The organism is Vibrio sp. QJM3NY_15 (genome assembly GCF_057785995.1).
Genome location: NZ_CM173518.1, coordinates 945,374 through 971,772 on the forward strand (window position 1 = coordinate 945,374; position 26,399 = coordinate 971,772).

Below are 26,399 nucleotides of genomic sequence, written 5' to 3' on the forward strand. Positions count from 1 at the left end.
TGTGCCTTAAAGGGCGATCTTTGTAACACTTTTGTTATCAAAGTGCAGCGTGTCAGTTGGATGACAGGTTCGGTGACTAATTTGTCAGAAACCACAAAAAACAGTCCAGCTGCAGATAACACGCAGTAAAAAGGATATTAGGAGGCACGATGCTGAACGTTCAACTACCCGGCAATACACAACCATCAACTAAGGGTTCGTTAATCTCAAACGGCTCTTTTCTTATGACTCAAAAGCTGTCTAAGTTAAAAGTTTGCCAATCACTCTTGGTCACGCTACTTGGTGTGGGGGCATTATCTCATCATGCACAAGCCGAAGAGGTTTCATTTAAAGGTGAGCGTGTCGAGTTTGTGATGCCTTACAAAGAGGGCGGCGGTACCGATACATGGGGGCGTTTCTATGCACCTTATTTGTCTCAATCGTTACCGGGCAATCCAGTAGTAGTGGTGAAAAACATCCCGGGTGGCGGCTCAACAAAAGGCGCTAACCAATTTGCTCGCCGTGCGAAAGACAACGGCCTCAACATCTTTGCAAGCTCAGCATCAACCCAATATCCCTATCTTCTTCAAGATCGCCGAGTTCGTTACGACTACAACGATTGGAGCGTGATTCTCGCATCCCCAACTGGCGGCGTTGTGTATGTTTCGCCTAAAACGGGCATCGAGAACGTACAAGATCTTTTCGATAAGAAAGACCAAATCAAGTTTCAATACGCAAGCCAAGGTGCGACCTCTATTGATTTAGTGCCGCTGTTAGCGATGGACCTACTTGGCTTAGACGTACAAGCGATCTTTGGTATGCAAGGGCGTGGTGCTGGTCGACTGGCGTTCGAGCGCGGCGAAGTGAATATCGATTCTCAAACCAGCTCATCTTACATCGACAAAGTGACACCGTTAGTCAATGAAGGTAAAGCGATTCCTTTGTTTAGCTTCGGTGTATTGGGTGAAGACGGCAAGTTGAAACGTGACCCTAACTTCCCAGAGCTTCCGCACTTCGCTGAGGTGTACCAGCTGTTCCACCCTGAAGAAGCAGAAACACAAGGCTATGCGGTTTGGCGCTCATTCTTTATGGCCGGGTTTGCCGCTCAGAAGATGATTTTTGTGCCTAAGTCGACACCAGAAGAGATAGTTGCAGCATGGCGCGCATCGGCTTCTGAATTAGTCTCTCAACCTGATTTTCAAAAACGCGCCGTCGAAGTATTGGGTGATTACCCTCAGCTGACTGGCGAACAAGCACAACTCGCACTTAAAGCGGCTATGTCGCTTGATGAAAGCAACCTTGAATGGGTCAGAAATTGGCTCACTACAAACTACAACACTCGTTTCTAAACAGGCTATCCAGAAGCCCAAGAAAATATGAGTCTTAACAACGCTCAGTATTAACTGGCGGTGAGACCGCGGCGCAAGATCGTGGCTCACGCCTTTTCATCTCACTTTCTCTGTCGCAACGTAGCTAACGAGTGATTCGATTAAATCGTTAACTCAGTGAGTGCTTCACTCCCATTGTATCGCCGCTGTACGGGTAACACCGTAGGGCTTTGTGCATCAAGGGCTAAGGAAAGCAGTGGTCACGAAAGCGAAAGTGAGTCTCATGATAGAAAGGATTCAACGATGTTTAACGAACTCTTTGCTGCACTGGAAACCATATTAAGCGTTCAGCACATCACCTTTATGTTAGGTGGTGTATTGCTGGGTCTCGCGATTGGTATCTTTCCGGGGCTTGGCGGTATTGCAGGCTTATCATTACTGCTACCGTTCTTGTATGGCATGGACCCAATTTCAGCCTTGGCGATGCTTATCGGCTTGGTTGCGGTTATTCCCACTTCCGACACATTCACTTCCGTATTAATGGGGATCCCGGGCTCAAGTGGCTCACAAGCAACCGTGCTTGATGGCTTCCCAATGGCGAAGAAAGGCGAGGCGGCTCGTGCGCTTTCTGCCGCGTTTACTTCATCGCTTTTCGGTGGTTTGTTCGGTGCGGTGATACTGACGGGTTTTGTGCTGATCGCTCGACCAGTGATCCTCGCTTTCGGTTCTGGTGAGTTGTTCATGCTGACCTTATTAGGTTTGAGCATGGTCGGTGCGTTGGCAGGTAAGAGCTTGGTAAAAGGTTTGTCGGCGTGTGGCATGGGTGTATTGCTTGGCAGTGTCGGTAGTGCCCCTGCAACTGGCGAATATCGAATGACCTTTGACAACTTCTACCTAATGGATGGCATTCCTCTGGTAGTCGTTGGCTTAGGTATTTTTGCGCTTCCTGAGATTATCGATCTGCTTCGTCAAAATAAGCCAATCGCCAATGCTAGTAAACTTGGCAAGGGTTGGTCTGCGGGCGTTCGTGACTTCTTGGAAAACAAATGGCTCGCAGTGCGTTGTAGTGTAATCGGCTGTATTGTTGGTGCACTTCCCGGCCTTGGTGGCAGTGTAGTGGACTGGATCGCTTATGGTCATGCGGTACAAACGACTAAGAAAGATCCTGAATTCGGCAAGGGCGATGTGCGTGGTGTTATTGCACCTGAATCGTCGAACAATGCGAAAGAGGGCGGTGGCTTAGTCCCTACGCTGTTATTCGGTATTCCAGGTTCGGGTAGCATGGCAGTGTTCCTTGGCGGCATGGTGTTGGTGGGTTTAGAACCGGGTCCTGCGATGGTGAGTACTGACCTCGATATTACTTACACCATCGTTTGGTCTTTGGCACTTGCGAACGTGTTTGGTGCTGGCGCTTGTATGCTGATTTCACCTTGGGTAGCTAGGCTAACCACGGTTCGTTACACCTTGCTTGCCCCATTCATGGTAATGGTGATTTGTTTTGCTGCATTCCAAGCAACACGCGACCTTGGCGACTTAGTGACCCTATTAAGTATCGGTACGTTAGGTGTGTTGATGAAGCGTTTCGACTGGCCTCGCCCTGCGTTCTTGATTGGTTTTGTACTGGCAAATGGCATGGAAACCTACCTGTACCAAGCGGTTCAGTTTGATGGTGCTGCATTCTTACTACGCCCGGGTGTGATGATTATTGGTGCGCTGACTGTCTTCTCTCTGTTTTTCATGTGGCGTCAAAGCGCGAAGAGGAACAAGCAGAGCGAAGCACAAGACGCTTCGATTGAAACTACTCAACCTTCAGTAAGAATCAGTAACCGCAAGCCTCAGGTTATCTTCGCTGCCTTGGTCAACATCGCGTTTATGTACGGCATTTACGATGGCTACCAACAGAGCTTCTTAGGTGGTGTTTTCACCATCATCATCGCCAGCATTATGTGGGTGTTGTCTGCGGTGGTGCTATTCCAACTGCTGACTAAGCCAGAAGGCGATGCTGTCTATTTTGATAACGAGTATGAACAAGGCTACGCCTTTGATACCAACAGCATCAGCATGATGCATTACCTGTACTGGCTCGGTGCGTTGATCCTTGGTTGTTACTTTGTCGGCTACGTGATTTCTATCAGTGTGTTCTTCTGCCTGTTCCTGATGAGCAAAGCAGGACTGAGCTTGATACGTTCCGCATCGGTAACGGTTGCCGCGACAGGGTTCTTACTGGGTCTAACTCATCTCATGGTTTTGGATTTACCGATTGGCTTGTTGCAAGAGACGGTTGATCTGCCTTGGCCGATTGGATAACGGAAGGAAAGTAATTATGACGATTCGAACTATTATTATGCCCTTCGCTTCTACGGCAAACTCTGCGGAAAGGTTAGAAGGTGCATTGAGCATTGCTCAGTACTTTGGTGCACATTTGGATGTGTTGCATGCTCAAATTAGCTCGCAACAGTTAATGCCTGAAGAGCGTCAATTACTACCAAGTAAATGGCTTAGCCGTATCGACCAGTTGGTGAATAACTACGTTGCAGAAGACATGAACCAGTCTGAGTTTGAGTTCACTACCTTGTGCGATAAGCTCGAAGTACCGCTGTGTGACAGTGATAACCTAGTGATGAATGAGGCCAATAAACACGTGAGTGCCCAATGGCATAATCTAACGGGTTATCGAGCGGATGTGGTGTCTGAACGCGGTAAGGTGTCTGATCTCATCATCATTCCTAAACCACTGAATGGCAAAAGTAGCGTCAGTTTTGATGTGGCAATTGAACATGGCAGTCGCCCAATCTTATTGATGCCCCGTGAACAGAAAAGCTTTAATCCAGAGTGCATCATGATTGCTTGGAACGGTGATGATCCGGGTGCAAGGGCTGTGAAGGCTGCGATGCCACTGCTACGAAAAGCGAAGAATATCGTGGTGGTGACGAGTGAGCGCTCACTCAATAAAAAGCCTAACCAACAAGACTTAAAACGCTACTTAGGGCTGCATAACATCGAGGTGGAGTGTATCTCGTTCAAAGAGGGCAGAATTAAAACGCCTCAAGCGATCCTTGCTCACGCTGAACAATTTCATGCGGACTTGATTGTGGCTGGCGCATTGGCTCATAAGAAGATGCATCAACAGATGCTGGGTGGCGTAACCAGAAGGCTCCTTAGTAAAACTAACGTGCCCTTGTTCATGGTGAGCTAATAGATCGGTGAGTGATTTGTTCCCACGCGTCACTCACTGATTCATTGAAATTTAATTGCTGTCATGTCAGGCGCATGACAGCTTAGATTGTTAGAGTAAACTCATGGGCTAGCTGATATGTGACCCGTCCGTCTATGTTTATGTGGTCATCGTATTTTTTCTCCTTTTACGATGACCTATTACCAGTTAGCCCCTTTTTATTTCAATGGATGCAGCTCTAAACCAGAGCTGCGACCTTTCCTCTCGCAACCAACTGAGCTCGGATCGAGTCATACACCCAGTTGAACGCAATCGCGTACAGCACGAAGAAGATAACAATTCCGATATCCATCATTAGTACTGTCCAGAAATCGAGTTGAAGTACCCACATCAGTAGCGGGAACGTCACCAGCATCAAACCCAGTTCGAAACCTAAGCCGTGCAGAATACGTGTTTTCTTGGTTCGTTTGCTGCGGTCAGCGCCGTAAATCTTGTCGTAACCGTAGTTATAGACGTAGTTCCACGTCATCGCAATCAGCGACAAAGACAGCGCCAAGCCTGCCATTTTTACAGCTCCGCCCCCAACAATGTAAGTTGCCGCTACGGCCATCAAAATCAAAGCTGCTAATTCAAATAGCACCATGTGTAACATGCGTTCTTTATGTGACATCTTTTTACTCTCTTTATGTTTTCTAGCCTCTATGGGCTAATGACTTGTCTAGATAATATCTATTTAAGTGATAATATAAAGATAGTTAGCATCACATATGGTGATAGTAAGTATTGGGAGAAACTGAATGTACAACATAGAACAGTTGAAGATGTTTGTGTATGCCGTTGAATTAGGGTCATTTTCTGCCAGTGCTCGTGAGTTGGGCAAGGTGCAGTCGGCGGTGAGCCAAGGTATCAGTAATCTTGAAATAGATTTTAATGTTCAACTTTTTGATCGTTCGACACGCAAGCCAACGCTGACGGCGCAAGGTCAGCAGATTTTCAAGCAGGTCAAAGCGATTATTCTACAAGTGGAAGATCTCAATTCATCGGTCAATGCCATCAATAATCAAGAGGAAGGGCTACTGCGTATCACTTTAGATGATGCCTTATTACTTCCTTCATTGCCCAAGGTGTTGGATAAGTTCAGCCGAACATTCCCAGCGACGGAAATTGAGTTAATGGCAGCGGCGAGTACTGATGTGAACCGCTTGGTGTCACAAGACCGCGCAGATATCGGCCTGATGTTTACTGACCTCGCTTTTCATGCCGATTCAGAGCCGTGCTTTATCGGTAATCTGCCTTTTGTTGCTGTGTGTCATCCAAGCCATGCTTTAGCTGAAGTGTCGGTTGCGAAGTTGCCCGACTTTATTTCTCATCGACAGCTTATTCTACGAGGCAACAAAGGTAAGGTGATTGACCATTTCCCTGTGGTTGCGGGCAAGGTGTGGTGGGCGAACAGCTTTGTTGCTATCAAGGAGATGATCGTACATAGCTCGGTGGGTTGGGCATACTTGCCGAGTTACTTGGTAGAAGAAGATATTCAACAGGGAAAGCTTAACCAGATTAATGTCTCGTTTGACCATAAAACATGGTCGCCTCCTGTCGATTTAGTGATCTCCAAGAAAGCGATGAAAGGGCCGGGCTTGCTGTGGTTGGAAGACAACCTCAAAACCTTACTCGATTGATCTTTTCCAAACCGAAGACAAATGAAAGGGCTTACCCCGAAAGGTAAGCCCTTAGTTTTTCTAATCTTCTGCTAGATGCTAGATTTAACCGTTAGACCGTTGTAGTACTTGTCTTTCATCTTAAGCGCAACGTTCACTAGGTAAATCAGCACGGGCACTTCAATCAGTGGGCCGATAACGCCTGCAAACGCTTGGTCTGAGTTGATACCGAATACTGATATAGCAACGGCAATCGCTAGCTCGAAGTTGTTGCCTGTTGCTGTGAATGCGATTGATGCGTTTTTGTCGTACTCAATGCCCATCTTCTTACCAATGAAGAAGCTGATGAAGAACATTGCTGTGAAGTAGATAGTCAGTGGAACCGCAATCAACAATACGTCCATTGGCAGTTCAACAATCATCTCGCCTTTTAGGCTGAACATCAGCACGATAGTCGCCAGTAGAGCAATCAGTGTGATTGGTGAGATACGTGGAATGAACACATCGATGTACCACTGCTCGCCTTTCATCGACACTAGGATCTTACGGCTTAGGAAACCCGCTAGGAATGGGATACCTAGGTAGATAAGTACACTGTGTGCTATATCGATCATCGAGATATCAACCATCATGCCTTCGTAACCAAATACCGGTGGTAGAACGCTGATGAATAGCCACGCCATAAAGCTGTAGCTCACCACTTGGAATGCACTGTTTAGAGCAACTAATGCCGCACCGTATTCTTTGTTACCGCCGCCGATGTCGTTCCAAACCAGAACCATTGCCACACAACGAGCAAGACCAATCAGAATCACGCCGACCATGTAACCTGGGTGGTCGCCTAAGAATGTTAGCGCCAACACAAACATCAGAATTGGGCCGACAAACCAGTTCATGATCAAAGATAGTTTGATCGCTTGCTTATCTTTTACCACGGTGCCTAACAGGCTGTAGTTAACCTTAGCCAGAGGTGGGTACATCATTAAGATAAGGCCAATTGCCAGTGGAATGTTGGTTGTGCCAACAGACATTGATTCGTTCCACTGTTCGATTTGTGGGAACAAGGTGCCAAGCAGTACACCAATGCCCATGGCGATGAAGATCCACAGCGTTAAGTAGCGATCGAGAAAACCTAATTTTGGTTTCATTATATTATCTCTTTGGTTGTTATCGTCAATCGTCGAAAAACGATATTTAAAGGCAAAAAATACGCTTAGTCTATTGTGTTCGACAAACTAAGCGTGGTTAATCTATTTTAAAATGGTGTCGATAAGCGATTCAAATTGCTGAATATTATCTCGGTTAATGCGATAGCACATCTTCGGTGGTATCGATTCGGCAGTGATGAAGCCAGAGGTTTTCAAGATTCTTAGGTGCTCTGATACTGTTGATTGAGCCAAACCTAATTCACTCACCAAGTCACTGTTCAAACAGCCGCCCGATTTTTCTAACGTTGAAAGGATACTCAATATACGAACTCTTGCCGGGTGAGCGAGCGCTTTCGCTAGAGTTGCCATTTGCTTTTCAGCTTCGACATCACCATGTCCGATTGGCAGAGCACAGCCACCAGTTGTAGAGCAAGTTTCGTTCATATTGATGTTTCGCTTTCCATAATCGTTAAAAGACGATTAATAGTAAGCCCATTTTATATAAGGGTCAATGTGATCTTTCAATTTGCTTTTAAATTGGATGTCAAAATCCATATTTATCATTGAAATTCAATGGACTAAGACTTGGATGAACCAAACCAGTATAACGGCCACTTTTGTTGTGAATCGCTGTTATTCAATAGCACACTGATACCAATCAAAGCGATGCTGCCTACTAATACGGGAGTGAATAAGAACGTCCAATCCACATGCGTGGTACCCGCTAAAGCTATCACAATCGGATTAGCGCCAGCGGGTGGGTGAACCGCACGAAAGTATTGCATTAGCATGATGGATGAGCCGACAGCGATTGCCATGGTCAAATAAGAATCCCCAAAGCCATATAACGCGATTAAGCCCACAGCAGCCGAAATAAAGTGACCCGCAATGACGTTTCTAGGTTGAGCTAACGGCGATGTTGGCACCGCAAACAGCAGTACGCACGTCGCACCAAATGGAGCCATTAACCACGGGAACCCAGAGCTTTCTGCTAATAAGCACAAGATTAAGATACCGAGCGTACCGCCAATAAAACCTTTAACAAGCTGGCTTATGCTTGCTTTCGGAGGAAGGGCTCCACCACCAGATAGTTTGCTGATCATAATCGTTTCCTCTTCGTTTTCTGTTTTTTATTGAAAGTGTACAGATCTGTACCGTTTGATTTGGATGATACAGATCTGTACACTTCTTGCAACGAGAAATTGAGCTCTACGATTTCAGAGCGAGTCGAGGTTGATGAACGATGAGTAAAAAAGATCTGATTCTGGATGTAGCAGAATCGTTGTTTAATCAGTTTGGTTATACCGCTGTTGGGGTGGATATGATTAGAGATGAGGCAGCGGTTTCCAAAACATCCATGTACCGCCACTTTGGATCGAAAACCAAGCTGATTGAAGCCGTGTTAGAAAGGCGTCATCAGCGTTTCGAGTCGAGTTTAGAAGCGGCACTATCATCAACTTCTGGATTACAAAACCAACTCGATGCGCTGTTAGATTGGCACCTTGCATGGTTTGAACAACCTGACTTTAAAGGCTGTATGTTCATGCACGCGCTGGCTGAATTTAAAGAGTCTGAAGATGACATTGCGATGCTCTCGCGACAGCACAAGGTTTGGCTCAAAAATAGCATTCGTGATGTGTTAAGAGGTAATGAAGAAGTCGACACTGCAATACTCGAATTACGCAGTGAATCGGTTATGACTTTTATCGAAGGACTTATTGTAAGAGGTGAATTTGGTCAGCTTGATTCAAAGTCAGACTCAAACAGACAAGCCTACCGAAAAGCATTGCATTCACTGGCTATTCTAGCGATATAATCGAACGTAGAACCGTTACACAAGATAACGAAAAATCATAATTTACACTTTAATCTTTACTTATAGGTAAGCCCTGAAATGCCACAACAGAACATCAAATTTATCGCTGCTGATATGGACGGCACTCTGCTTAATGAACACGGAAAGTTAGACCCAGAATTCTTCAATCTTTATGAGCGACTAGAAGCTCAAGACATCATTTTTGCTGCGGCATCGGGCCGCCAGTACTACAGCTTGATGGAAACCTTTTCCCCGCTAAAAGATCGCATGATGTTCGTTGCTGAAAACGGCACATTAGTGATGCACAAAGGCCAAGAGCTCTACAGCTGCTTACTTGATACTGATGCCATCAAAGAAATCATTAAAGAAGCGCGCGCGATTGAAGGTGCACATGTGGTGCTTTGTGGTAAGAAATCAGCGTACATCGAAACCAAAGATGAGCGTGCTTTAACGGAGATCTCTAAGTACTACCATCGCCGTGAGCAAGTAGAAGACTTACTGGCGGTAGAAGACGATTTCATCAAGGTGGCTATCTGTCACTTCGACGGTTCACAAGAGAAAGTGAACCCAACTATTGATGCCAAATTCGGTGAGAACTACCAAGTGGTTGTGAGTGCAAAAATTTGGTTGGATGTGATGAACGCTGAAGCGTCAAAAGGTGCGGCGATTAAACATCTACAGAACACATTAGGTTTCACTTACGAGCAGACCATGAGCTTTGGTGATTACCTGAATGACTTGGAAATGCTAAAAGAGAGCTACCACTCTTACGCGATGGAAAACGCCCATCCTAAGCTGAAAGAGATTGCTCGTTTTGGCGCACCGAGCAACGTTGATGCCGGTGTGTTCCAAGTGCTTGAGAAGCTGCTAGCGTAACGCGGTTAAGCTCCAACAGATTTTTATTAAAGCCAACTCGTGAACATGAGTTGGCTTTTTTGTTGGTGAGCCTGAGCTTTATAATCCGTCTTAACATTGATTCGCCAACGTACATTCAGGTTTGATTTGTTTACCAAGTTTACTCATCCAAAATGTAGCAGCTAGAACCACAATCCCTGCAATGGTAAAACCGTACACAATGGCATCTGCTTGCGCCAATACCGCAATCAACACATAGCTTAGGCTTTGTGTGAGTGTGGCAAATAGGGCTAGCCCTCCATCCACTCTTCCTCGCTGTTTCATTGCCACCGCGTGGTGCATCCAATTGGTACGTGCGATTCTATTGAGCGCGTTGAATGCCCCGAAGATGAATGTCAGCACAATGATATACGCTGGGTTTTCTACTTGGCTCATGAGCAGTAAAGAGACGGCGATAATCACCATGGCTATTTGGATGATTGTTTTGTGGGAAGCGGACTTTAGAATTAATGGTAAAGACACGCCAATGATCAATGCACCCATGCCGAGTGAGATGTTGTAAAGCGCGAGCCAATCTCCGGTCACATTGAGCTCTGAAAACCAGATAGGAACCAATCGACTTAAAAAAGTCATCATCGGATATGAGAGACAAGAAACAATCAGGAATCCGTAGAATTGTGGCGACTGAGAAAATACTTCCTTAATCTCGGTTAGCTGCTGCTTGAAAGGTGTGTTGACGCTGTCCTTGATTCGTCTTCTGTACGGTGTCATTAGGTAGCTGATAGCTGAAATGGTCGAAGCAATACCTGCAAAAATCGCAAACTCATTGATGCTCCATTGTTCTAGTAGCACAACGCCCAAAGCCCCTGCACCTAATGTTGTCGACTGCAGAATAATTTCTTGGTGGCTAGAGATTTTGGCGTATTCGTGGTGATCGTAATTTTCTTGTGTAAAGGCGTTGTTGGTGTGCCATGCAAGGCTACTTGAGACCCAAAAGATCAGCTGAGCCGCACCTAACACCATAATCGAGCCAAATCCGAGCCAATATATAGCTGCGACAATAAATGCGGTTGAAGCTTGAATTATCTGCGCGATGATCAGAATGTGTTTACGAGAATGGCGGTCGATCAACGCAGAAAAATACGGGGTTACTAGAAAAGTTGTGACGGTACAAAGCAGGGCGGTCAGTGCGACAAAAGTCCCCATGTTAGGTGTCGCTAGCATTAACCAAGGCAGCGCTAACATAAACAGTCCTGAGCTGATGCCATCAAAGAAACGTCCGGTAAGGTAGGGTGGTGTTTTTCTCTTCATATCGTTGTCTCATAGTCTCTGTTTTGCATAACTCTACAACTTAAAGTTAACTTTAAGTCAAAGGTTAATTGGCAGAAGTTGAAGTTATTTTGGAGGGAAGATATTGATATTTGAACGATTGTTCAATTTATTGTAATCTTAGTGACAAAGATGGGTATCCACTTTGAATTGGATACGCCTTAGCAACGATATTTGGAAAGATTATGAGCAAGAAACTTCAACTTGATATTATTTCTGACGTAATGTGCCCATGGTGCGTGGTCGGCTACAAAAACTTAGAACAAGCCATTACGGAACTTGGCTTAGCGGAGCAAATTGAACTTGAATGGCAGCCGTTTGAGCTTAACCCTGATATGCCGCAAGAGGGTGAAAACCTGCGTGAGCATATCATGAGAAAATACGGCTCTAGCGCAGAAGAGAGTCAAAGTTCACGCGAACAGCTTGCGGCGCGTGGCAAAGCGGTTGGTTTCGATTTCAATTTCTATGACAGCATGAGAATGGTCAATTCACGTCACCTGCATGTGTTGCTCGATTTTGCTCTAGCGCATGGCAAACAGACTGAGTTAAAGCTACGCTTCTTTACTGCTCATTTTTCAGAGCAGAAAGATCTGTCCGATCTTGAGGTTATCGCACAAGAGCTTGAAGCGGTTGGGCTAGATTCGACGAAGGCATTGAAACGCCTAAAGAACATCGATAACTTGAAGCAAATTGAAGCGCAAGAGTTTGAATGGCAACGCATGGGAATCTCAGCGGTTCCTACCGTGGTATTCAACCGTAAGAGTGCAGTCACTGGTGCGCAGACGATAGAAACGTATAAGCAAATCCTGCAAGAGCTTATTGCTGAATCATAAGCCGATTATTGGTATCAATTAGAGTCTGAATTACATGGAATCATTGTCACTCGCTCAAGCGCAAAAAATTGTACTGCTTTCGCAAAAATTGCCACCTAAAAAGCAACGCAATGGAGGCACTTTGGCGAACACGCTGTCTGCGATTGAAAACCTTGGGTATGTTCAAATTGATACCATCTCTGTGATTCAGCGAGCTCACCATCATACGCTGTGGAATCGTAATCAAGACTACAAGCTTGATCATCTCGACAGGCTGCTAGAGCGTCGAGAAGTGTTTGAGTATTGGTCGCACGCCGCTGCGTATTTACCTATGCGTGATTACCGTTTCAGCTTGCATCGAAAGAACGGCTTTGCGAGCGGTAAGCTTAAGCATTGGTATAAAAAGGATGATGCACTGATGGCGCATGTTCTCAAACGTATTGAGAGCGAAGGGCCATTAATGGCGAAAGACTTTGAAGGGGATAGACCAAACCCCGGCGGATGGGGCGGTAAACCTGCCAAACAGGCACTAGAGACTTTGTTTATGCAAGGTGACTTAATGGTGCCGAGCCGAGTGAACTTCCATAAGGTGTATGACCTAACCGAACGAGTTTTGCCGAGTGGTATTGATACCTCAGAACCAACGGAACAAGAGTACATTGAGCATCTAATTACGCGTTATTTAGAAGCCAATGGTGTGGGAATAGCGTCGGAAATGAGCTATCTACTCAAGAACACAAAACCTCTGATTCAGGCAACACTCCAGCAGATGCTTGAAGACAAACAAGTGATGAAAGTGGATATTCAAGGCTCTGATTATTATGTGTTGCCGGATGCTTTTGAGCTGTTGAATCAACCTCTTTCTAGAACCAAGTTAAAGATACTGTCTCCGTTTGATAACTTGCTGATTCAACGTAAGCGAATGCAATCATTGTTCAACTTTGATTACCTTCTTGAGTGCTATGTTCCAGAAGCTAAGCGCCAGTTTGGTTATTTTAGCTTACCGATTCTCTGGCAAGGTGGGCTGGTGGCACGAATGGATTGTAAGGTCGATAGGAAGACCCGTTTACTCAATATTCGTAACTTGGTTGTTGAAGACAGAGTTAAAACTCATGAGTCATTGATTTACGCTTTATGCGAAGAACTAAAGCACTTCATGGTGTTTAACCAATGTGATGAAATGATCGTCCATAACACCACGCCCTCTGATCTTGGCAAGCGCTTAATGAGCCATTGGCAAACAGTCTAGCGGCTTTGTTGTTAAAAAAACTCTTCGTTACTTAGAAGCCTCTTTGCTAATTCGTCAGCGCTTAGTTACTCAGAAAGAGTAGCTAACAAGAATTCGACAAAGGTTCGGTTCTTCAATGACAGTTGCTTAGTTTTGTACAACAAGTGGATCGGTTTAGGTAACGGTGCCATGCCGGGCAAGATCTCCAATAGCATCCCACGCTCAATTTCTTCTGTAACTAAGATAGTCGGCTGTAACAACACGCCTACGCCTTGCAGGGCTGCATATCGCAAGACATCCCCATTGTTTGACATCAAACGTACTTGCCCTTTATTCCCCGCGTTAAGTGTTGCTTGGTGGTTCTGAGGGGCTAGGAGTTGCGACTCACTGTTTTGATTATTACGTAGTTGAGTATCACGACCATTCACATCACGACGACTGCTATAGCTGAAGCCAAGCGATGGGTGTTGTGCGAGATCTTCTAACACGCAGATCTCAGCATGTTGGTTAAGGTACTCAGGAGCCGCGCAGTAACACATCTCATAATCCCCTAAGTATCTGGCGACTAAACTGGAATCAGACAGGTCACCGATTCGCACAATCAAATCAATATCGGATGAATAAGGATCGACAAGGTCGTTGTTCAGCACCAGTTCGACATTAATCGTTGGGTGATGCGCGAGGAACTTAGCCACAATCGGGGCAAGTACCTTGTTCCCATAGGTGACCGGGCAGTTTATCTTTACCGTCCCTTGTGGCTGGTTTTCCAAGGTTTGAATCAAGTTTTCAGCGTTGCTGATGTCTTCGAGAATTCGCTTACATTCTCGATAATAAAGTTGACCTGAATCGGTTAAAGACTGCTTACGCGTGGTGCGATGAATCAGTTGAGAGTTGAGGCTCGATTCAAGATGATGGACATGTTTACTGATCATGGTCGCCGACAAGTTGAAGTGGTTGGCGGCGCTGCGAAAGCTGCCTTGCTCGACCACGTAAATGAAGACTTTCATGCTGGTTAACTTATCCATTAAACACTCTTGGTTGATAAACAATAAACAAAAGGTGAGTTTATCAATTATTAGGGGTTAATTATATTAATGGCAAACCGATAATTAACTAAAATAAGAGCGTGAAATGCCTCAAACAAACGAAACCATCTTTGTTACTGCTGAACTTAAGATTAAAACCAACATTGATCGTGAGGCTGCGATTGAAGCCATCGAACAGTTTTGCCTAGATATGCAGAGTGAGCCGGGCTGCTTACAAGCGATTGCAACCTATGATCAAAACCAAAGCGATCGCGTGATCTTGCTAGAGCAATACGTTAACCGTGAAGCGATCAATCAGCACTTTGGAATGCCTCATACTCAAGCGTTTATTGAGCGTGATATAACGGAATTAGTACAAGCATTTGAAACTCATAAGAAGGAGATCTAAGCCATGAAATGGGGAATCCTAGGAACCAGCTTTATCTCAGGCGTAATGGCGGATGCGATCAAAGGCGATGCTCAAAGTGAACTGTATGCCGTCGCAGGGCGCACAGAAAAAACATTGAACGAGTTTGCAGCCCAATACCAACCAACACGAACCTTCAACAGCTATGAAGCCCTGATTGAAGATGAGTCAGTCGACATTATCTATATTGCTCTACCAAATCACGTTCACCACGAATACGTGATTAAAGCGGCTCAAAAAGGCAAAGCGATTCTGTGTGAAAAATCGATATCGGTTGATATGGAAAAAACCGAACAAGCTCTGCAAGCGGTAAAAGAAGCGGGCGTATTTTTCGCAGAAGGTTTGATGTACTTGAATCATCCATTGATCGCCAAGCTTCATCAAGAATTAGCGACAGGTGAGATTGGCGAAGTGCGCTCAATCCAAGGTTCCTACGTTGCGGCGATTGATCAGTTCGTGAACCCAGCAAGTAAAGGCGCGCTATATAACCTTGGCTGCTATCCAATGTCGCTGATTCACTCTGTTGCGCAGCAGCAATTTGGCGAGAGTGTGTTTGATGATCTGCAGATCTCAGCAATTGGCCGACGAGGCCAAGATGGCAATATCTGTGAATCGTCGGCGATGATGCGCTTCAATGACCGTTTTACCGCGCAAATCCATACCGCAGAGGACCACGGCTTAAAGCATGGTTTTACGATTCTAGGTAGCAAAGGCTGCATCACTCTTGATACTAACCCGTGGCTGCCGACCGAAGACAACACATTCACGGTTGAGATTTACGAAACATCGAAACGTGAAGTGAAAGTCGAAGCGCAAGGCGACGGCTTCCACTATCAAGTTCGCAATATTCGCCGAGCGGTTGAGCAAGGTGACACACAACTTGTAGCGCCAATGGCGACTCACCAAGATTCTCGCGTAATCATGAAGTTACTGACTGATTGGGAACAAGCGGCGAGCTAAGATCTTCGTAAATTCTATATTCGGCTCATGTTTGATTACCTCGTCAGTGATCAAGCATGAGACGTTTCCTCTAAATCTTCTCGCCAATACTCTCCCACAAATACTTTGCATTTGAAACAGCCACAGTGTCCAATGTCGGTTAAGACAATATTGACCAAAAAACCTTATTTTTTAAGGTGTTAAATAGGAACTTTGCTTCATGCGCAAATCAGATAAGAAGATCGAAAATCAAATCAGAGACGTGTTAACGGACGTGTGTGAAGATACGTTGAAAAGTTACGATGGTTTTCTTTGGGTGACTCATACGGTCAATTTCTCTTCATTCCCGCAAAGTTTGAAAATCGTCTGCGTATTCGATACCAATCAGGATAGAACGAACTTCTTAGAGGGAGGAGGTCAGCAGGAGGTTCCTGTTGCTATCCAAAAGGCGTTTAGTCAGGTTGGGATTACATTGAAGAATATCAATAAGCACGTCAGTTACGATACACAAGAAAATTGCGACCGCGACCATCAAGGGAAGTGGAACCATAGACTTTAAGAAGCTTTCGTAAGAGTCCTTATTGGTTCGTTAACTAAAGAACGAAAGCCTACGCGAGGTAGGCTTTGTTACTGAATTTTGTTTTGTTATTTAATTGCGGTGCAGAAGCTAACGTCTGAATGCTGAGTTTGTTGATCGTAGCTGTGGTAAAGCTCAAAGCAAGGGCGGTCTTCGGTTTCGATACCGGACTCTATCACCTTACTCATCAGGTCGTCCCAAGCTTTAGCGTATTGGCTTGGCTCGGTGATGGTTTGGCGCATCACTGCATATTGTCCGCCGGGAAAATCTTTCAATTCGATTCCATTTGGTACTTCAGTGTCGTCTGAGACCATCAAGCAGATGTCAGTACGGCATTTATCATTCGGCGTGATTTCTGGATTGTCATGATAGATAAAGATGCAGCTGTTACCTGCCAATCCTTTCATTTCGGCCCATTGATAAAGACGACCGCTTGGCTCTTCATAACCCTGTCCATAGGGGCCGGTCACTCGTACATACGCTAGTTTTGATGGTTCGAATTGTTGTGTTTTCATTGTCCTACTCCATGTTGTTGGTTCGGAGTCAGTATATGAATTGCTTGGGGTTGCTGCGTTTCCATTCTTGCGCAACGTGTGTCCAATCTTGCTATTTCGCGTCAACTCAGAAAACGCTTGGTAATCTTCACAATCACGAAATGCCGTAGGAGTTACTCCAAAGTGCTGTTTGAATGCTTTGGCCAAGCTTTGCGAGGACGAGAAACCATATTCCAGAGCGATATTCAGGACTGGTTGCTTGGATTTGAAAAGATCATCAGCTGCGGATTCAAGCCTCAGTCGCCTGATGAAATCAGCAAGCGTTTCGCCTTGAACGGCTTTAAAAGTGCGATGAAAATGGTAGGGTGAAAAGTTGGCTAACGCCGCGACTTCGATTAGGTTGAGTGGCTCGTTAAAGTGTTTCTCTAAATAGCGGACAACGGGAATCAGCCGCTTATGATAGTCAACGTACATTGCTTTCTTTACCACTCTCTATCGTCATTGTTCCTATATAGCTTCCGAGACTAACCTATCCCAATTGAGTTTCAATAGAGTGGCATTGAAACTGAGATTAGATGCAGTAAATCCAGTTCACGCGTTCCGTTTTCCTTCGACCAACAAGATTAACCTATCCCAAACTGAGTTGCCTTTTTGGCTATCGTGCGTTCGCTGTTCGTTCGACTTAATTCTCATAATGAGAAAAAGTGAAGCAGAGAATCGTGACACTCGAATACTTGGCTTGTCAGCAAAATTAAGATTATAAGTTTTTAGCTTTCTTTCTAACGTACTGACTTAAATCGGGTATTCAAAGTCGTTTTTGGATAGCGAGTTAACAAGACACCTTGACGCTTGATCAATGCACATTTCTAACCGATACTTTTTTCGTATTTTGATTCCTAAATTGACACGTAAGTTGGCTGACTTTTCGTCTCGTATTTCGAGTAACGGCTGTATCGATTAGGACAATTTAATAATGAAAACCTACATTTTATGGTTACTAGCTCTCATTCCTTCATACCTAACCGCTAGTTACTCTTTTGCTGCAGGCACTGCGATTGTTTTACCTGGATTACATCAGCAGGCTGTTGATTTAGACAACTCTCCAATGTCTGAACGTGAAATTATTGATTGGGAAATTACCAACAATGACATCGTGTTTGGCTCTTATGCAGATAAATCTGACAATGAACGAATTACTGCGATTGGTTACATGTACAACCAAAAGTTGGAACTCAACTCTGGTTGGCTAGAAAACGATCTTCGTAATAACGCAGCGCTAAATGGCGTTAATTTTGAAGATTTTTTCCTGCACTTCTCTGAAGATACTGTGATTGCTGAAGTCGACAAAACTCACGGTGAAAACACTCTCCTAAATCGCAAGCCCATGATCGTCGGTTATACCGCAAGTGAAGATCACGCAGGCTTTTGGCTCTATCAACAACCGCCTTGGGATGCAGATGTGTTTGAGAATTTCGAACAAGGCGGTGCGCTTTATGTGTATCACGCTGAGCAGTTCGATAGGTTGACGCTGAAGTTCTCTCAGTTTGGCTCGGGTGGTCAGTTTTGGCTTGAGTATCCAACCGAAGTGGATGCCTATGGTCAGGTTTCACAATGGTCTGTGTTGGATTTAAAGAAAGACAAAACCCTTAATATGACTAAGAACCAAGCTGTGCTGTGGAATCTTCCATCTGATTGGGTTAGGGCAACCACACACGATGGTAGCGGCGCCAGCTATGGAAGCGGTCAGTATTTTGGATCGACTTTTGTGCGCGATGGCGGGCGTTTGTATGTGGTGAGAATCCGTTGGCAAGGTGATAACGCAGATGATAGACCGCACCTTAACGAAGTGAAGTTGAGAAACAGTTTTCCGGTGGTGAAGGTAACCAATGCATCGGAAGTCACACCAGATGGCAGTGCTATCAACCAGTGGCGTAAGATCCGTGGTTTTGATGTCTCGGCCGATCTTAATCAAGACAATTACTTGTCACAAAGTGAATATAAAAATCGCACCAATAAAAAAGCCACCGCTCGATTTCGTTGGGAGTCTCGTGTGGTGCCATTCGGGCGAATGTGGAGTCAGAACTCTTCATGGGCACTGACTAACGTCGCTAATCCTGACTACTTATCGGCGGTTCACGCTTACTATCAGCAAAGCTGGGCTGAGCAGGGACTAAATGGCGCTTACAATGATGACACCAACAAGTTGCTTGGCGAAAACCAGTTCTATGTTCATTCGGGCGGTACTGTTCAAGAGCTTGGGTTGATTGCTGGCTCGCCAGAAGCGGATCAGCTCTATAAAACACAATTTGCTCACTTTCTAAAAAGCCTTTCTTCACTCAATAGTGATGCTCTCATTGCTTTGAATATTGGAACGGCCAATTTGTTTGGTCGTAATGGTCAATCTCATCTTATTGAGGCTGGTTCCTTGTACCTCAGAGAGCATTATTTGTTCCCGTCTACAGGCTTTAGTGGCTATTCAGGTATCTCTAAATCTTGGGATAACTCCGCATTGGCGTATGCCGATCAAAGTGTGATTTTCCAAGCGACGACTCGTTTTGGTAGGGTTCATTTCTTTGGAAGCAGTGAACAGAACTGGAAACAGGACCAATATTCAGCGTTGGCTATTTACTATCTTAATCATCACGCGCAACACAGCTATTTTAATCAATGGAACAATAGCTATGTCTATGGGAGTGACAACACGACTCAAGACAATTTCTGGAAGAGTGGGGTACCCAAAAACGTCGCCTATCAACCCAGTTCGTTATTGGCTGTCGATTTAGGTGAGCCTAACGCACGAATACCTGACGGTTTTAATGCCATTCCTTTGATGATGTCGACCAGTACACCAGAGCCTAAGGATTACACTATCGTCGGTGATTCGTCGATGAATGAAGTCGTGCACGCCGACCTACCCAATGGACTGACTCACCTGTCTCCCACGCACACCTATTTCTTGTATCAGTCTGCACGTTCAGTCGTGGCTGGTGGCCCTGAGGATATGGTATTGGCAAGAGAGTTTAGCAGTGGACGAGTGCTATATCGCACTGATTTCCACGGTAAGAATATGAGCTTTTATGAAACGCCAAAGCTGACGATTACACTGGATGTGCCAATGAAGCCCGTCGATGAAAATGGCAACATCGGTGAGTATGTGACTGAGATTCAAATTGGCGGTTATGAAGGGCTATTTTTGCTCTATTAGAGAGTATTAGAGCGTACCTGAGCTAGGATAAATACGAATTAGCGTTATTTTGAACTCACGCTAATTCGAGCTTAAGTTCTTGAAATCAGCTTGTTGCTTTTACACTGTTTGAACTCTTTGGCGATCCAAGATTGTTCGTTTAAACCGTTGTCGATCAAAGCAAACAAGTAGCCATCGACTTTGCTTGAGGCTGCCGGATATTCTTGAAAAACATGTTTTGGATAACCGGGGTAATCGGTCTCATATTTTTTGTCTAGTTGCTTGCCAAGTTTACGCCATTTGACGAACAATTCGGAAGAGGATGTCTCAACTTGGTATTGCCCTAAAATGCGTTGGTGATGAGTTAATGCCACCTTAGCGCAGTGGTTGGTTTGCACTACTTTTTGTATCAATTTAACCTGCGTATCCGTCATGGTTTTCGCAAGCGCATTTTCTTGTCTGATACGTTCCATTCGCTTATTAAATGTTTCGGCCTGTGCAGGAAGCACAAAAGTAAGTGGTAAAGCCAATGGCAAAAGGTACTTGTAGAACATAACCAGACTCGCTGAAGGGATTTGTGACCATTATGTCGTCTGATGACAATATTATTAATGAATATAAACGCTTAATTGTAAGAATTATTTTTGTCGAGTGGATAAGGGAATGTTTCGGAGCGGGTAATTAAGTCTGGAACGCTTGATATCAAGTCTCTAGATACGTGATTACAAATGTTGAATATCAATGGAGTGATAAGGGAAGCCGATCGCTTTTGCCGCGTTCAACAACGCCTGTTGAGTCTTAAACACTCTAGGTTGCATCTTTCTGTCGGACTCGAGAAAACTGTTCACGCCCCATTTGTTACTCTTCACCATTAAGTAATAACCATTGGCTCCTGGTGAAACGACACCAATTGCGGCTTTAAGGTCGCCACGACTAAAGTGGCTTTTGAACTCACGCAAGACCATATCAATATCCTTATTCGATGATTAAAAAAGGGAGCGAATCGCTCCCTAGATAATGTTGATCTTAATGATTACAAAAATGCGCGGTATGGCAGTTCTGGGTCATTTTTAAAGATATCTGCAAAGCCGCGGAAGTGTTGGTAGTGCATGCGACCTTTATCTGTTGGGTAAGTGTATCGACCACCGACTTGCCAGAAGAAAGGTGCGAAGCCATATTGCAGACGCTCTTTTTTCATGTTCCACAGCATTTCAATTTCACGTGGGTCATTTTGGAAGTTAGCCCAGATATCGTGGTGGAAAGGAACCACGACTTCACAATCCAACGATTCAGCGGCACGTAAAATGTCTGAAGACGTCATTTTGTCAGTCACGCCACGTGGGTTCTCACCGTAAGAAAGCAGTGCAACGTCGATCTTGTGGTCATTACCGTGCTTAGCGTAGTAGTTTGAGTAGTGAGAATCACCAGAGTGGTAAACTGAACCGCCTGTCGTTTCTACTAGGTAGTTAACTGCACGATCGTCCATGCCACCTAAGATATCAGTGTCTAAAGAAGAAGTGCCTTCAGGAAGTGTTACAAGTGCAGTACGGTCGAATGCATCAAGAACCTTAATATTGACGTCTTTGATCTTAATCTCGTCGCCAACTTTCGCGATAACACAACGATCTTCTGGCACACCCCATTTCATCCATAAATCAACACACGCTTTAGGACCAATGAATTTAACGTGCTCGCCACAGTTTTGTAGAACGGCTGCAGCAACGTTGATGTCAATGTGGTCGCCGTGATCATGAGATGCCATAACCGCATCGATCTCTTTAATAGCGAAAGGGTCCAATGGGAAGATTGCAGTACGTAGGTTTGGCTGAAGTGCTTCAACACCGCCCATACGCATCATTTGGTGCTGGTTTTTCATTTTTTGAACAGCTTGTGTTTTTTTACCAGTACCACACCAGAAGTCCATTGATAGGTTTGCACCACCTTCTGATTTTAGCCAAATACCTGTACAGCCAAGCCACCACATAGAAAATGTATTCGGTTGCACGACGGTTTGCTCGATCTCTTCATTTAACCATGTGCCCCACTCAGGGAATGTATTTAGGATCCAAGACTCGCGAGTGATTTCGTTTACGTTGCTCATGATAATACCTTTTATTTCAATAATTTGATTAATTTTGGATGTAGGGAGCCGAGCGCCTTAATTTTGATTAAGGCACTGAGCTAAATTTATTATTATTGGTGGGCTAGTTAGCCCTTCGATTTAAACTAGGATGACTTGCGTCCCTTGAGCTTCAATCAGCTTAACGACTTCGGGGTTGGCATCTTTACCAGTGATGACGATGTCTATTTGCTTGGTGCTGCAAAATAGCATTCCGGTACGTTGTCCAACCTTTGAACTGTCGACAACAACAACGAGTTTATCGACCTGTTCAAGCATTTGTTGCTCGGCGACTGCGGTTAACATGTCGGCTTTGTAGAGCCCTGCATCGGTTAAGCCTTTACCAGAGGTAAACATCCAGTTTCCGGCATAGCCACCTAATGAATTCGGTGCTGGGTTTAAAAAGATGTTCTGTGCTTTGTTGTATTGACCGCCAATGATGATGACATCGTCATGATCTTCGTTGATCAAGTAGCTTGCGAGTGGGAAGTAGTTCGTTACGATCTGTACATCTTCCCCACATAACTGTTGTCCAAGTAGGAACGCAGTAGAACCACAGTTGATCACAACGGTATCTCCAGCCTCGCAAAGTCCAGCTGCTGCTTGCGCAATCTCAGCTTTCTCTTCATAGAACTCAGTGCTGTTGATATTGAGTGGTGACCACTTTCTCTTCTGGTTCTCTACTCGTTCAGCGCCATTTCGAACTTTTCTAAGTCGGCCAACTTCATCTAATTTAGCGATGTCACGTCTTGCTGTAGCAGGTGAAACACTAAATTTATCAATAATATGTGAGACGTTTATTGTCTGCATATCTTCTAATAGCGACACGATGCCGTTATGTCTTTGTACTTCATTCATATTTATCACTCTTTATGTCGTTGTGACAATTTGATGATTACTTTTGATTTGTTTTGATTCTAATAATCACCATCGTGATTGTCAAACCACATTGCTATAAAAACTAGATCTTAATCACAATGATTTTTAAGTAATTGATTTTATTTGATTTGTTGTTTTTTGATGTGATCCGAAGCTCAATTAGGCACATTCTGGGTATGGTTAATTGATATAAATCAAAGTAATCACAAGTGAGCATTGAATGATTACTTTTGATTGGTAAAGTCTAGTTCGTGAGCAAAACTAGACATCATCACATCCTACATACCATTAAAATTAAAAATTAATCAGGGGTAAAGATATGGAATTCTTATATGATATTTTCTATATTTTTTACAGTCAGGTAATGACCAAAGCACCGTTGCTACTCGGTCTTGTTACTTGTCTGGGTTACATTCTACTCAAGCGTGACGCAACAACTATTATCTCCGGCTCTATTAAAACCATCGTTGGTTTCATGATAGTGCAGGTAGGTGCGGGAACATTGGTAGCGGGTTTTAAACCGGTTATCGAGAAAATGAGTGAAATACATGGATTGACAGGGTCGGTGATTGACCCGTACACATCCATGATGTCCACCATGGAAACTATGGGCGACAATTACTCTTGGGTTGGTTATGCCGTATTAATGGCACTTGGGCTCAACATTCTACTGGTTGCCTTCCGCCGTATTACTGGTATCAGAACCATCATGCTGACGGGACATATCATGTTCCAACAAGCTGGCCTCATTGCTGTTTTCTACTTCGTGCTTGGCGCAGGTATGTGGGAAACCATCATCTATTCTGCAATATTGATGGCGTTGTACTGGGGTATCTCGTCAAACATCATGTTCAAGCCGACTCAAGAAGTGACTGGCGGAGCGGGTTTCTCGATAGGTCACCAACAACAGTTTGCATCATGGATAGCAACCAAGGTTGCTCCTAAGCTTGGCGACAAGAATGACAGTGTCGACCACATTAAACTGCCTAAATGGTTACACATTTTCCACGATAGCATTGCGGCGACAACGCTCGTAATGACGGCTTTCTTTGGCATCATTCTTCTTTCGTTTGGTCTTGATAACCTTCAAGACATGGCAGGTAAAACACACTGGTTTATCTACATTTTCGAAACTGGTTTGAAATTCGCAGTAGCGATTCAAGTTATCGTTACCGGCGTTCGTATGTTCGTAGCGGAATTGTCCGAGGCCTTTAACGGTATTTCTCAACGTCTTATTCCTAACGCTGTGTTAGCAATCGATTGTGCAGCTATCTACGCATACTCTCCAAACGCAATGGTGTTCGGCTTCATGTGGGGTGCGGTTGGTCAATTCACCGCTGTTCTTGCAATGTTAGCGTTTGACGCACCAATCATGATCATCCCTGGCTTTATTCCAATGTTCTTCTCGAACGCGACCATCGGCGTGTTTGCTAACCACTTTGGTGGCTGGAAAGCAGTAATGAAGATTTGTTTCGTGATGGGCATCATCGAAGTGGTTGGTTCTGCTTGGGCAATCCACATCTTTGCTCAATCTGGTACTGAGTTTAACGGCTGGATGGGTATGGCTGACTGGGCTCTGGTATTCCCACCCATCATGCAAGGTATCTCAAGCTCTAGCATGTTCTTCTTTGTGATTTTGGCTCTGGCTGGTGTCTACATGTTCTTCGCTTCTAAGCAACTACGAGCAGAAGAAGACGCAGAAGCTGCCGCTGAAACAATGACCGCAGTAACACCTGAGGGCATTGAGGTTGAAGTCGCTGTACCACAACAATCGACAGCAACAGCTCAAGCTCCATCTGCTTCTGCAACGACAGCTTCTACAACATCCGAAAATCGAGTCTCACCAGCAGCTGATCAGAAACCAGTCCGTGTCTTAGTGTGCTGTGGTTCAGGGCAAGGTTCTTCAATGATGTGCTCTAAGAAAATCAAAGAGTACTTGGACAAGAAAGGCATCCCAAGCTCGACCTTTAACAGCGCTATCACTGATTACAAATCGCACCTTGGTTCATTCGACATCATCGTTACTTCGGTTGCTTTGGCTGCGAAGATCACGGGTCTGCCGGAAGGCAAGCAACAGTTAGCGGTTAAGAACATGATTATGGTGAAAACTTTCGGCGACGAGCTTGTTTCCATCATCGAGAACAACTTCCACAAATAATGATAAACGGCTCAGTGGTATCGCACTGCTGAGCCAATAAAAACAATTATATAAGTGAGCAATAACATGAACTTAAAAGAATCTCTTATCAAGAATAACTCTATCCTACTGAACGCAAAAGCCACTGACTGGAAAGCGGCGATCAAGCTAGGTACTGACGCATTGGTTAAAGCCGGTGTTGCTGAAGAGCGTTACTACGACGCGATTACCAAAGCGATTGGTGAAGAAGGCCCTTATATCTGTATTCACGATGCGTTCGCTCTGCCTCATTGCCGCCCTGAAGATGGCGTGATTCGTACCGGGTTTGCGTTAACCGTGCTTGAAACACCGATTACTTTTGAAGGTGTTGATGAGCCTGTTGATGTACTGATCACGCTAGCGGGTAAAGATTCAGAAGAACACATCGAAGGTACCATGCAAGTGGCGAACTTAATTGAATTCGATGAAGACTTCTCAAAACTTCGCGCATGCAAAAGCCCGGAAGAAGTGGCGCGTTTAATTGATGCTGCGTTACTGCAAGCGGAAGCAGCGTAAGGAGACAACTATGTCTAAATATAGCCAACTGAAACAACGCGTCTTAGAAGCTAATTTGCAGCTTCCGAAGTATGGTTTGGTGACATTCACTTGGGGCAATGTCTCTGAGTTTGACCGTACTAATGGCGTGATAGCGATTAAGCCATCAGGTGTCGAATACTGCGATATGACAGCTGAAGATATGGTGGTCGTCGATCTAGAAGGCAACATTGTTGAAGGGAAACTTAATCCTTCAAGTGATACCGCAACTCATTTAGAGCTTTACAAAGCTTTCCCTGAGGTCAGTGGCATTGTTCACACGCATTCACGCAGTGCCACAATTTGGGCGCAAGCCGGCATCGATATTCCAGCCTTGGGCACCACTCATGCGGACTATTTCTACGGTGACATCCCATGTACACGTCGATTGTCTCACTCTGAAATTGCTGAAGAGTACGAGAAAAATACTGGCTTGGTGATCATTGAAGAGTTCAAGCAGCGTCGAATCGATCCAATGGCCGTTCCCAGCGTGATTGTTGCAGGACATGCGCCTTTCTCTTGGGGCAAAGATGCCAACGATGCGGTTCACAACGCGGTGGTATTAGAAGAAGTTTCTGCAATGGCGCTGGCAACCCGCACCTTGAATAGCGGCATCAAAATTCAGCCAGAACTATCCGACAAACACTACTTACGTAAGCACGGTGAAAATGCTTATTACGGCCAACAGTAAATCGGCTTTTTGTTTAAATAAGCCGT

General features: G+C 44.8%; 26 protein-coding genes. 15 read left to right on the forward strand and 11 right to left on the reverse strand.

Annotated features, from left to right (window positions below; translation table 11 throughout):
* Positions 1–149 precede the first annotated feature (149 nt).
* The 3 genes from AC3CKG_RS20615 (at position 150) to AC3CKG_RS20625 (ending at position 4,503) form a co-directional block, all read left to right on the forward strand.
* The gene (locus AC3CKG_RS20615; protein WP_231110921.1) at positions 150–1,328 is read left to right on the forward strand and encodes a Bug family tripartite tricarboxylate transporter substrate binding protein; all 1,179 of its coding nucleotides are present in this window, start codon (positions 150–152) and stop codon (positions 1,326–1,328) included.
* A 282-nt stretch (positions 1,329–1,610) separates the two neighbouring features.
* The gene (locus AC3CKG_RS20620; RefSeq protein ID WP_123961551.1) at positions 1,611–3,614 is read left to right on the forward strand and encodes a tripartite tricarboxylate transporter permease; all 2,004 of its coding nucleotides are present in this window, start codon (positions 1,611–1,613) and stop codon (positions 3,612–3,614) included.
* Between the two features lie 16 nt (positions 3,615–3,630).
* Positions 3,631–4,503 (forward strand): universal stress protein, encoded by an 873-nt coding sequence (locus tag AC3CKG_RS20625; protein WP_065111549.1) that lies wholly within the window; start codon positions 3,631–3,633, stop codon positions 4,501–4,503.
* Between the two features lie 217 nt (positions 4,504–4,720).
* Here AC3CKG_RS20625 and AC3CKG_RS20630 read toward each other — a convergent pair whose 3' ends face one another.
* Positions 4,721–5,152, reverse strand: coding sequence for a PACE efflux transporter (locus tag AC3CKG_RS20630; RefSeq protein WP_488529953.1), 432 nt, complete (start codon positions 5,150–5,152; stop codon positions 4,721–4,723).
* Between the two features lie 127 nt (positions 5,153–5,279).
* On the opposite strand from AC3CKG_RS20630, the gene AC3CKG_RS20635 reads away from it, so the two are divergent.
* Positions 5,280–6,161, forward strand: coding sequence for a LysR family transcriptional regulator (locus AC3CKG_RS20635; RefSeq protein ID WP_488529954.1), 882 nt, complete (start codon positions 5,280–5,282; stop codon positions 6,159–6,161).
* Positions 6,162–6,232: 71 nt separating this feature from the next.
* Here AC3CKG_RS20635 and arsB read toward each other — a convergent pair whose 3' ends face one another.
* The 3 genes from arsB to AC3CKG_RS20650 all read right to left on the reverse strand — a co-directional run bounded on the left by arsB (position 6,233) and on the right by AC3CKG_RS20650 (position 8,391).
* Positions 6,233–7,288, reverse strand: a complete 1,056-nt coding sequence (gene arsB / locus AC3CKG_RS20640) for an ACR3 family arsenite efflux transporter (protein ID WP_488529955.1) — start codon at positions 7,286–7,288, stop codon at positions 6,233–6,235.
* A gap of 102 nt (positions 7,289–7,390) precedes the next feature.
* The gene (locus tag AC3CKG_RS20645; protein WP_016794841.1) at positions 7,391–7,732 is read right to left on the reverse strand and encodes an ArsR/SmtB family transcription factor; all 342 of its coding nucleotides are present in this window, start codon (positions 7,730–7,732) and stop codon (positions 7,391–7,393) included.
* 134 nt (positions 7,733–7,866) lie between these two features.
* The gene (locus AC3CKG_RS20650; protein ID WP_488529956.1) at positions 7,867–8,391 is read right to left on the reverse strand and encodes an HPP family protein; all 525 of its coding nucleotides are present in this window, start codon (positions 8,389–8,391) and stop codon (positions 7,867–7,869) included.
* Positions 8,392–8,531: 140 nt separating this feature from the next.
* Between AC3CKG_RS20650 and AC3CKG_RS20655 the strand changes: the two genes are divergently transcribed.
* Both AC3CKG_RS20655 and AC3CKG_RS20660 read left to right on the forward strand, forming a co-directional pair.
* Complete coding sequence (locus AC3CKG_RS20655; RefSeq protein ID WP_016789949.1) at positions 8,532–9,104, forward strand: TetR/AcrR family transcriptional regulator; 573 nt, start codon at positions 8,532–8,534, stop codon at positions 9,102–9,104.
* Between the two features lie 78 nt (positions 9,105–9,182).
* Positions 9,183–9,980, forward strand: coding sequence for a Cof-type HAD-IIB family hydrolase (locus tag AC3CKG_RS20660; RefSeq protein WP_488529957.1), 798 nt, complete (start codon positions 9,183–9,185; stop codon positions 9,978–9,980).
* Between the two features lie 90 nt (positions 9,981–10,070).
* On the opposite strand, the gene AC3CKG_RS20665 is transcribed toward AC3CKG_RS20660, so the two are convergent.
* Positions 10,071–11,270, reverse strand: coding sequence for an MFS transporter (locus tag AC3CKG_RS20665; protein ID WP_102344334.1), 1,200 nt, complete (start codon positions 11,268–11,270; stop codon positions 10,071–10,073).
* 203 nt (positions 11,271–11,473) lie between these two features.
* Between AC3CKG_RS20665 and AC3CKG_RS20670 the strand changes: the two genes are divergently transcribed.
* Both AC3CKG_RS20670 and AC3CKG_RS20675 read left to right on the forward strand, forming a co-directional pair.
* Positions 11,474–12,121, forward strand: coding sequence for a DsbA family oxidoreductase (locus tag AC3CKG_RS20670; RefSeq protein ID WP_099167044.1), 648 nt, complete (start codon positions 11,474–11,476; stop codon positions 12,119–12,121).
* 34 nt (positions 12,122–12,155) lie between these two features.
* Positions 12,156–13,349 (forward strand): winged helix-turn-helix domain-containing protein, encoded by a 1,194-nt coding sequence (locus tag AC3CKG_RS20675; protein ID WP_099167043.1) that lies wholly within the window; start codon positions 12,156–12,158, stop codon positions 13,347–13,349.
* A gap of 65 nt (positions 13,350–13,414) precedes the next feature.
* On the opposite strand, the gene AC3CKG_RS20680 is transcribed toward AC3CKG_RS20675, so the two are convergent.
* A complete protein-coding gene (locus AC3CKG_RS20680; RefSeq protein ID WP_099167042.1) occupies positions 13,415–14,353 on the reverse strand; it encodes a LysR substrate-binding domain-containing protein in 939 nt (312 codons plus the stop codon).
* Between the two features lie 106 nt (positions 14,354–14,459).
* Between AC3CKG_RS20680 and AC3CKG_RS20685 the strand changes: the two genes are divergently transcribed.
* The 3 genes from AC3CKG_RS20685 to AC3CKG_RS20695 all read left to right on the forward strand — a co-directional run bounded on the left by AC3CKG_RS20685 (position 14,460) and on the right by AC3CKG_RS20695 (position 16,278).
* The gene (locus AC3CKG_RS20685) at positions 14,460–14,762 is read left to right on the forward strand and encodes a putative quinol monooxygenase (RefSeq protein ID WP_102344338.1); all 303 of its coding nucleotides are present in this window, start codon (positions 14,460–14,462) and stop codon (positions 14,760–14,762) included.
* Positions 14,763–14,765: 3 nt separating this feature from the next.
* Positions 14,766–15,740 carry a Gfo/Idh/MocA family protein gene (locus AC3CKG_RS20690; RefSeq protein WP_488529255.1) on the forward strand — a complete coding sequence of 325 codons (975 nt, stop codon included), beginning with the start codon at positions 14,766–14,768 and terminating at the stop codon, positions 15,738–15,740.
* Positions 15,741–15,939: 199 nt separating this feature from the next.
* Positions 15,940–16,278: a Fis family transcriptional regulator gene (locus AC3CKG_RS20695; protein ID WP_488529256.1), complete on the forward strand. Its 339-nt coding sequence runs from the start codon at positions 15,940–15,942 to the stop codon at positions 16,276–16,278.
* An 86-nt stretch (positions 16,279–16,364) separates the two neighbouring features.
* Here AC3CKG_RS20695 and AC3CKG_RS20700 read toward each other — a convergent pair whose 3' ends face one another.
* Positions 16,365–17,264: an AraC family transcriptional regulator gene (locus AC3CKG_RS20700; protein ID WP_102339987.1), complete on the reverse strand. Its 900-nt coding sequence runs from the start codon at positions 17,262–17,264 to the stop codon at positions 16,365–16,367.
* Between the two features lie 499 nt (positions 17,265–17,763).
* Between AC3CKG_RS20700 and AC3CKG_RS20705 the strand changes: the two genes are divergently transcribed.
* Positions 17,764–19,995 (forward strand): hypothetical protein, encoded by a 2,232-nt coding sequence (locus tag AC3CKG_RS20705; protein ID WP_488529257.1) that lies wholly within the window; start codon positions 17,764–17,766, stop codon positions 19,993–19,995.
* A gap of 71 nt (positions 19,996–20,066) precedes the next feature.
* On the opposite strand, the gene AC3CKG_RS20710 is transcribed toward AC3CKG_RS20705, so the two are convergent.
* The 4 genes from AC3CKG_RS20710 to ulaR all read right to left on the reverse strand — a co-directional run bounded on the left by AC3CKG_RS20710 (position 20,067) and on the right by ulaR (position 22,951).
* Positions 20,067–20,528: a hypothetical protein gene (locus AC3CKG_RS20710; RefSeq protein ID WP_017108894.1), complete on the reverse strand. Its 462-nt coding sequence runs from the start codon at positions 20,526–20,528 to the stop codon at positions 20,067–20,069.
* Between the two features lie 168 nt (positions 20,529–20,696).
* Positions 20,697–20,939 carry a hypothetical protein gene (locus AC3CKG_RS20715; protein WP_192853642.1) on the reverse strand — a complete coding sequence of 81 codons (243 nt, stop codon included), beginning with the start codon at positions 20,937–20,939 and terminating at the stop codon, positions 20,697–20,699.
* A 68-nt stretch (positions 20,940–21,007) separates the two neighbouring features.
* Positions 21,008–22,075 carry an L-ascorbate 6-phosphate lactonase gene (gene ulaG, locus AC3CKG_RS20720; RefSeq protein WP_017089479.1) on the reverse strand — a complete coding sequence of 356 codons (1,068 nt, stop codon included), beginning with the start codon at positions 22,073–22,075 and terminating at the stop codon, positions 21,008–21,010.
* Between the two features lie 120 nt (positions 22,076–22,195).
* Positions 22,196–22,951, reverse strand: a complete 756-nt coding sequence (gene ulaR, locus AC3CKG_RS20725) for an HTH-type transcriptional regulator UlaR (RefSeq protein ID WP_065111534.1) — start codon at positions 22,949–22,951, stop codon at positions 22,196–22,198.
* Between the two features lie 340 nt (positions 22,952–23,291).
* On the opposite strand from ulaR, the gene AC3CKG_RS20730 reads away from it, so the two are divergent.
* From AC3CKG_RS20730 to AC3CKG_RS20740, 3 genes are all read left to right on the forward strand, one after another.
* A complete protein-coding gene (locus tag AC3CKG_RS20730; protein ID WP_102299209.1) occupies positions 23,292–25,130 on the forward strand; it encodes a PTS ascorbate-specific subunit IIBC in 1,839 nt (612 codons plus the stop codon).
* A 66-nt stretch (positions 25,131–25,196) separates the two neighbouring features.
* Positions 25,197–25,664 carry a PTS sugar transporter subunit IIA gene (locus tag AC3CKG_RS20735; RefSeq protein WP_017092749.1) on the forward strand — a complete coding sequence of 156 codons (468 nt, stop codon included), beginning with the start codon at positions 25,197–25,199 and terminating at the stop codon, positions 25,662–25,664.
* A 10-nt stretch (positions 25,665–25,674) separates the two neighbouring features.
* A complete protein-coding gene (locus tag AC3CKG_RS20740; RefSeq protein WP_016787381.1) occupies positions 25,675–26,373 on the forward strand; it encodes an L-ribulose-5-phosphate 4-epimerase in 699 nt (232 codons plus the stop codon).
* Positions 26,374–26,399 lie beyond the last annotated feature (26 nt).

Bases quoted from the DNA above. Each gene is read 5' to 3' on its own strand.
- AC3CKG_RS20615 (WP_231110921.1), top strand. From the start codon at position 150: ATGCTGAACGTTCAACTACCCGGCAATACACAACCATCAACTAAGGGT.
- AC3CKG_RS20620 (WP_123961551.1), top strand. From the start codon at position 1,611: ATGTTTAACGAACTCTTTGCTGCACTGGAAACCATATTAAGCGTTCAG.
- AC3CKG_RS20625 (WP_065111549.1), top strand. From the start codon at position 3,631: ATGACGATTCGAACTATTATTATGCCCTTCGCTTCTACGGCAAACTCT.
- AC3CKG_RS20630 (WP_488529953.1), bottom strand. From the start codon at position 5,152: ATGTCACATAAAGAACGCATGTTACACATGGTGCTATTTGAATTAGCA.
- AC3CKG_RS20635 (WP_488529954.1), top strand. From the start codon at position 5,280: ATGTACAACATAGAACAGTTGAAGATGTTTGTGTATGCCGTTGAATTA.
- arsB (WP_488529955.1), bottom strand. From the start codon at position 7,288: ATGAAACCAAAATTAGGTTTTCTCGATCGCTACTTAACGCTGTGGATC.
- AC3CKG_RS20645 (WP_016794841.1), bottom strand. From the start codon at position 7,732: ATGAACGAAACTTGCTCTACAACTGGTGGCTGTGCTCTGCCAATCGGA.
- AC3CKG_RS20650 (WP_488529956.1), bottom strand. From the start codon at position 8,391: ATGATCAGCAAACTATCTGGTGGTGGAGCCCTTCCTCCGAAAGCAAGC.
- AC3CKG_RS20655 (WP_016789949.1), top strand. From the start codon at position 8,532: ATGAGTAAAAAAGATCTGATTCTGGATGTAGCAGAATCGTTGTTTAAT.
- AC3CKG_RS20660 (WP_488529957.1), top strand. From the start codon at position 9,183: ATGCCACAACAGAACATCAAATTTATCGCTGCTGATATGGACGGCACT.
- AC3CKG_RS20665 (WP_102344334.1), bottom strand. From the start codon at position 11,270: ATGAAGAGAAAAACACCACCCTACCTTACCGGACGTTTCTTTGATGGC.
- AC3CKG_RS20670 (WP_099167044.1), top strand. From the start codon at position 11,474: ATGAGCAAGAAACTTCAACTTGATATTATTTCTGACGTAATGTGCCCA.
- AC3CKG_RS20675 (WP_099167043.1), top strand. From the start codon at position 12,156: ATGGAATCATTGTCACTCGCTCAAGCGCAAAAAATTGTACTGCTTTCG.
- AC3CKG_RS20680 (WP_099167042.1), bottom strand. From the start codon at position 14,353: ATGGATAAGTTAACCAGCATGAAAGTCTTCATTTACGTGGTCGAGCAA.
- AC3CKG_RS20685 (WP_102344338.1), top strand. From the start codon at position 14,460: ATGCCTCAAACAAACGAAACCATCTTTGTTACTGCTGAACTTAAGATT.
- AC3CKG_RS20690 (WP_488529255.1), top strand. From the start codon at position 14,766: ATGAAATGGGGAATCCTAGGAACCAGCTTTATCTCAGGCGTAATGGCG.
- AC3CKG_RS20695 (WP_488529256.1), top strand. From the start codon at position 15,940: ATGCGCAAATCAGATAAGAAGATCGAAAATCAAATCAGAGACGTGTTA.
- AC3CKG_RS20700 (WP_102339987.1), bottom strand. From the start codon at position 17,264: ATGTACGTTGACTATCATAAGCGGCTGATTCCCGTTGTCCGCTATTTA.
- AC3CKG_RS20705 (WP_488529257.1), top strand. From the start codon at position 17,764: ATGAAAACCTACATTTTATGGTTACTAGCTCTCATTCCTTCATACCTA.
- AC3CKG_RS20710 (WP_017108894.1), bottom strand. From the start codon at position 20,528: ATGTTCTACAAGTACCTTTTGCCATTGGCTTTACCACTTACTTTTGTG.
- AC3CKG_RS20715 (WP_192853642.1), bottom strand. From the start codon at position 20,939: ATGGTCTTGCGTGAGTTCAAAAGCCACTTTAGTCGTGGCGACCTTAAA.
- ulaG (WP_017089479.1), bottom strand. From the start codon at position 22,075: ATGAGCAACGTAAACGAAATCACTCGCGAGTCTTGGATCCTAAATACA.
- ulaR (WP_065111534.1), bottom strand. From the start codon at position 22,951: ATGAATGAAGTACAAAGACATAACGGCATCGTGTCGCTATTAGAAGAT.
- AC3CKG_RS20730 (WP_102299209.1), top strand. From the start codon at position 23,292: ATGGAATTCTTATATGATATTTTCTATATTTTTTACAGTCAGGTAATG.
- AC3CKG_RS20735 (WP_017092749.1), top strand. From the start codon at position 25,197: ATGAACTTAAAAGAATCTCTTATCAAGAATAACTCTATCCTACTGAAC.
- AC3CKG_RS20740 (WP_016787381.1), top strand. From the start codon at position 25,675: ATGTCTAAATATAGCCAACTGAAACAACGCGTCTTAGAAGCTAATTTG.